Here is a 3941-nt window from a genome sequence, read left to right on the forward strand (position 1 = left end):
GCGCCCGCCATAGAAGGCTCGACAAAACGGTTGCGCATCAAAATCTGCATAATCATCCCCGCCACCGCCATAGACGCGCCCGTCAGCACAATCGCAAACGTGCGCGGCAGGCGGCTGATGAACATAACCTGCTGGCTGTCCGACAGCGAAAACACATCCGACCAGCGGAAATCGGCAACGCCCACCGACAGGCTGACGGCAAACAACACCGCCAGCAGCAGGAGGTTGGTCAGGTTGAGGGAAAAAGGTTTGGCAGTCATAAACAGAAGGGAAAAGCGTTAAGGCGTAGAAGATTCAAACAAGGCAGTCCGAACCGTCGGAGCGGAAAGCCTTGTTTGAAGCCTCCGTATCGGGCAATGCCGTCTGAAACACGGGAAGCGGTTTGCATCCGTGTTTCAGACGGCATCGAATGCCGCCGTTTCATTATTTCGCGGCGTTAAAAGCATCCGCAACCTGTTTGCTCGCGTTCAGCAGCTCTTGCGCGCCGCCGGCTGCCAAATAAGTTTCAGGAACGAGGTAAACGACCTGTCCTTTTTTCCATGCGGTTGTTTCGGCAACCAGCGGATTATTTAACACGTCTTTCGCCGCCTGACCCTCTTCGCCGATGGCCGCGCCGCGGTCAAGGACAAACAGCCAGTCGGGATTTTTCTCTTTCAGGTATTCAAAGCTGATAGGCTGACCGTGGCTGCCTTCTTTAATCGATTCATCGACAGCGGGAACGCCGATGTCTTTGTGCAGCCAGCCGCCCAGTCGTGAAGACGGGCCGAAGGCGGACATCTTGCCGCCGTTGACCAAAATCACCAAACCTTTGCCTTTGCCTTGCGCGGCAGTTTTCGCTGCTTCAAAAGACGCGTCGATTTCCGCCTTCAGCTTGTCGGCTTCCGCCTGTTTGCCGAAGATTTGCGCCAGCGCGTCGATACGCTCTTTGGCACTTTCTTTGAGGTTGGCGGTATCGGCGGTCATTTCGATGGTCGGCGCGATTTCGTTCAATTTGTCAAACGCCTTGGCGGCGCGGCTGCCGATGATGATGAGCTGCGGTTTGTAAGCGTTGAGCGTTTCGTAATCCGGCTCGAACAGCGTACCGGCAGGTTTTGTTGTTTTGAAATATTCCTCTAAATACGGCAGGCGGTTTTTATCGACGGACAAACCGGTTTTCACGCCCAGTTTGCTCAAGGTGTCGAGCATACCCAAATCGTAAACGGCGATACGTTCGGGGTTTTGCGGTATTTGAACATCGCCGCGCGCGGTTTTGACGGTAACGGACGCGCCTTCGGTTTGTGCGGCGGAAACCGCCTGTTCTTTGGCTTGTGGGGCAGAGTCGGAATTTTGCGGCGAACACGCGCCCAAGGCGAGGACGGTGCAGAGGGTTAATGCGGTCAAACGCAACATAGGGTGTCTCCAAAATGGGGATATTGGGGCAAAGCCGCCGGTCGGACAAACCGGAACGGCTTTAGAAAGGATAAATGATAACCTATATCAAATTATCAGAACAGATGCCGCCTGAAAGGCTTTCAGACGGCATTTTTTCGGGATGTGCGTTTTAGAACTTGTAGTTCACGCCCAAGCGTACATCACGTCCCACGCCCGGCAGGGTATTGTTCCAGCGTTGGCTGTGCGGATAGTAGAACTTGTTGAACACGTTGTTGACGGCAAAGTTGACGTTAAGCGTGTCTTTGCCCAGCGGTTTCCAGTTGGCGAAGACATCGTTCACACCGAAACCTTTGCGTACAACGTTTTCCAATTGTTTGTCGCGGTTTTTTTGACCTGCTGCCAATATCGAACCCGTAGCTTTTTGAACATAACGGCCGCGCCAACCGATTTCCAGATTCGGATTTTGGAAGCGGTAGGCAAGGGAGGCTGTCCAAGTGCGGCCGGTTTGTGCGCCAAATTCAGGGTTCGCGCTCAACAGTTTTTTAGGATGGGTATCGTAAAAGCGCGGTTTGCTGTGGCTGACGCCGACTTTGGCAGTCAGACCGCCGGTGCGGTAGGACGCGCCCAATTCGTAACCGTGGTTTTTGATGTAACCGGCATTGACGGCTTCACGGACGGCGACAGAGTCGTGGCGGTTTTGCGGATTGGCAAGCGCGTCTTTGATGGTCTGCCAGAAGTAGCTGCCGTTTGCGGCAAACGTGCCGTCGTTGTAGTTGAAGCCGATTTCGGTATTTCGCGCGCGCTCGGCCTTCGTGCCGTCGGCAATCGAGATGATGCCGCGTTTGCCGTGGGTTTGCAGCGCGTCATACAGGCGCGGGCTGCGGCTGGCGTAGTTGTGGCTTGCGCTGAAGCTCCAGTATTCGTGCGGCTGCCAAATCACGCCGAAACTCGGGTTAAGGCTGCTGCTTGAAACGGTTTTGCCGTCGTGGGTTTTTACCTTGAAGCGGTCGTAACGCAGCCCGCCGGTCAGGGTAAAGCCGTTAATTTCGTGAATGGCTTCGATATACGCGCCGGTATCGGTTTTGGTTGGGTTGGTCAGTTTGTAGGCGTGAACAATTTTTTCATTGTCACGGTTTTTTTGCTTTTCTGTCGCGGATGCACTAGCTTCATCTTTTATTGCAAATTCGCCGTTCAAAAACGCTTGCGGTTTGATTTCCTGATGGCGGTAGTTGATACCGTATTTCAGCAGGGTTTGTTCGGCAAGGCGGCTGTCGAAGTTGAAGTTCATACCCCGAGTGGTGATTTGGGTATGGTTAGGGCCTTTTACATTGCCTGCGTAACCGCTGCCGCTGTCATCGGCGGAATAGCGTTCTTTTTCCAACACATAGGCGTTGGCATCCAGTTTTTCGACAAAGCCCAGGTTTTTGCCCGTGTACTCCAAATTGGTGTTGGATTGGGTGGTTTCGCGGTATGAGGGTTTCTGCCTGTCTTTTGTAGGATCGGGATCGAAGATTGTAAATTCTTCACGCACAGTGCGGATGCCTCGGTGTTGGTCTTTCATATGGCTCAACACGATGCGGTGGTCGCCGTCGCCGAAGCTTGTTCCGATTTTGGCGAGGTAGCTGCGTTTGTCCAGTGCGCTGTAAGGTACGGTTTTGCCGCCGTTTGGACTTTTGTAGCCTTTACCTGCTTCGTAATCTTTTTCATCGTTGCGGCTGTAAGAGAACAAGCCGTCGAAGTTGCCCTCTTTTCCGAATACGCTTGCGCCGTAGCTTACGCCTTCGTTGCTGGCAAAGCCGCTGTTGAGGCGCACGCCCCAGTTTTTATCCAAGCCTTTGAGCAGGTCTTGGGCATCGACGGTTTTGGCGATAATCGCGCCGTTGGTCGCGCCGATACCGGCAGAGGCGGAACCCGCGCCTTTTTGTACGGAAACGACTTTAACCAAAGCGGGATCGACAATAAATCTGCCTTGGTGGTAAAGGATTTGGCTGTCGGAATAGGCGTTGTCCACCTTGATGTCGACAGAGTTCTGACCCATACCGCGCAAGGTCATATGTTGGGACGTGCCGTTGCCGCCGCCGAAATCGATGGAGGGCTCTTCTTTTAAGAGTTCGCGCATATCGGTTGCGGTGCTTTCGTCTTTTTGTTGAAGCGTAACGATGTTGGTACGGATTTTGCTGCCTTGGCGGTCGCCTTTTACGGTAATGGTATCCAATGCGACATTGGCGTTGCCTGCCGCGTGGGCAAAACCTGCCGCCAGTGTGAGCGAGAGCAGGCTGAGACGGAACAATGGGGTATTCATTCAATCGTCCTCTTGAGTGTATGAAGGGAAGTAAATCCAAACCGTTAAGATTTGGCAGGATAAGAAAAATAATTAATAATTATTTTTATTTATATTAACAGGGGGGGGATTTTTGCAAAGCTGATTATCGTTTTTATTTGCGAAGTGTTGTTTTTTGTTGACAGGTTTTGTCGGAAATGTAAAAACGGCGGAAATATAGTGGATTAACAAATGCGGGAATGACGAAAAGCAACCTTTCCGCGTCATTCCCGCGAAAGCGGGAATCTAG

4 protein-coding genes are annotated in these 3941 nt (G+C 52.6%); all 4 read right to left on the reverse strand.

What is annotated here, in order from left to right; all coding sequences use genetic code 11:
• A partial coding sequence (locus KEM39_RS10905) for an iron chelate uptake ABC transporter family permease subunit (protein WP_211710030.1) occupies positions 1-260 on the reverse strand: 260 nt, incomplete at its 3' end.
• Entirely contained in the window at positions 257-406 is a 150-nt protein-coding gene (locus tag KEM39_RS10910) for a hypothetical protein (protein ID WP_162531324.1), read from the reverse strand. The genes KEM39_RS10905 and KEM39_RS10910, both read right to left, overlap by 4 nt.
• A 17-nt stretch (positions 407-423) precedes the next feature.
• On the reverse strand, positions 424-1389 hold the full coding sequence (locus tag KEM39_RS10915) for a siderophore ABC transporter substrate-binding protein (RefSeq protein WP_118997138.1): 966 nt from the start codon (positions 1387-1389) through the stop codon (positions 424-426).
• A 151-nt stretch (positions 1390-1540) separates the two neighbouring features.
• A complete protein-coding gene (fetA, locus tag KEM39_RS10920) occupies positions 1541-3673 on the reverse strand; it encodes a TonB-dependent siderophore receptor FetA/FrpB (protein ID WP_211710031.1) in 2133 nt (710 codons plus the stop codon).
• Between the last annotated feature and the right edge of the window lie 268 nt (positions 3674-3941).

The sequence above is a fragment of the Neisseria sp. Marseille-Q1983 genome, assembly GCF_018224585.1.
Lineage (GTDB): Bacteria > Pseudomonadota > Gammaproteobacteria > Burkholderiales > Neisseriaceae > Neisseria > Neisseria polysaccharea.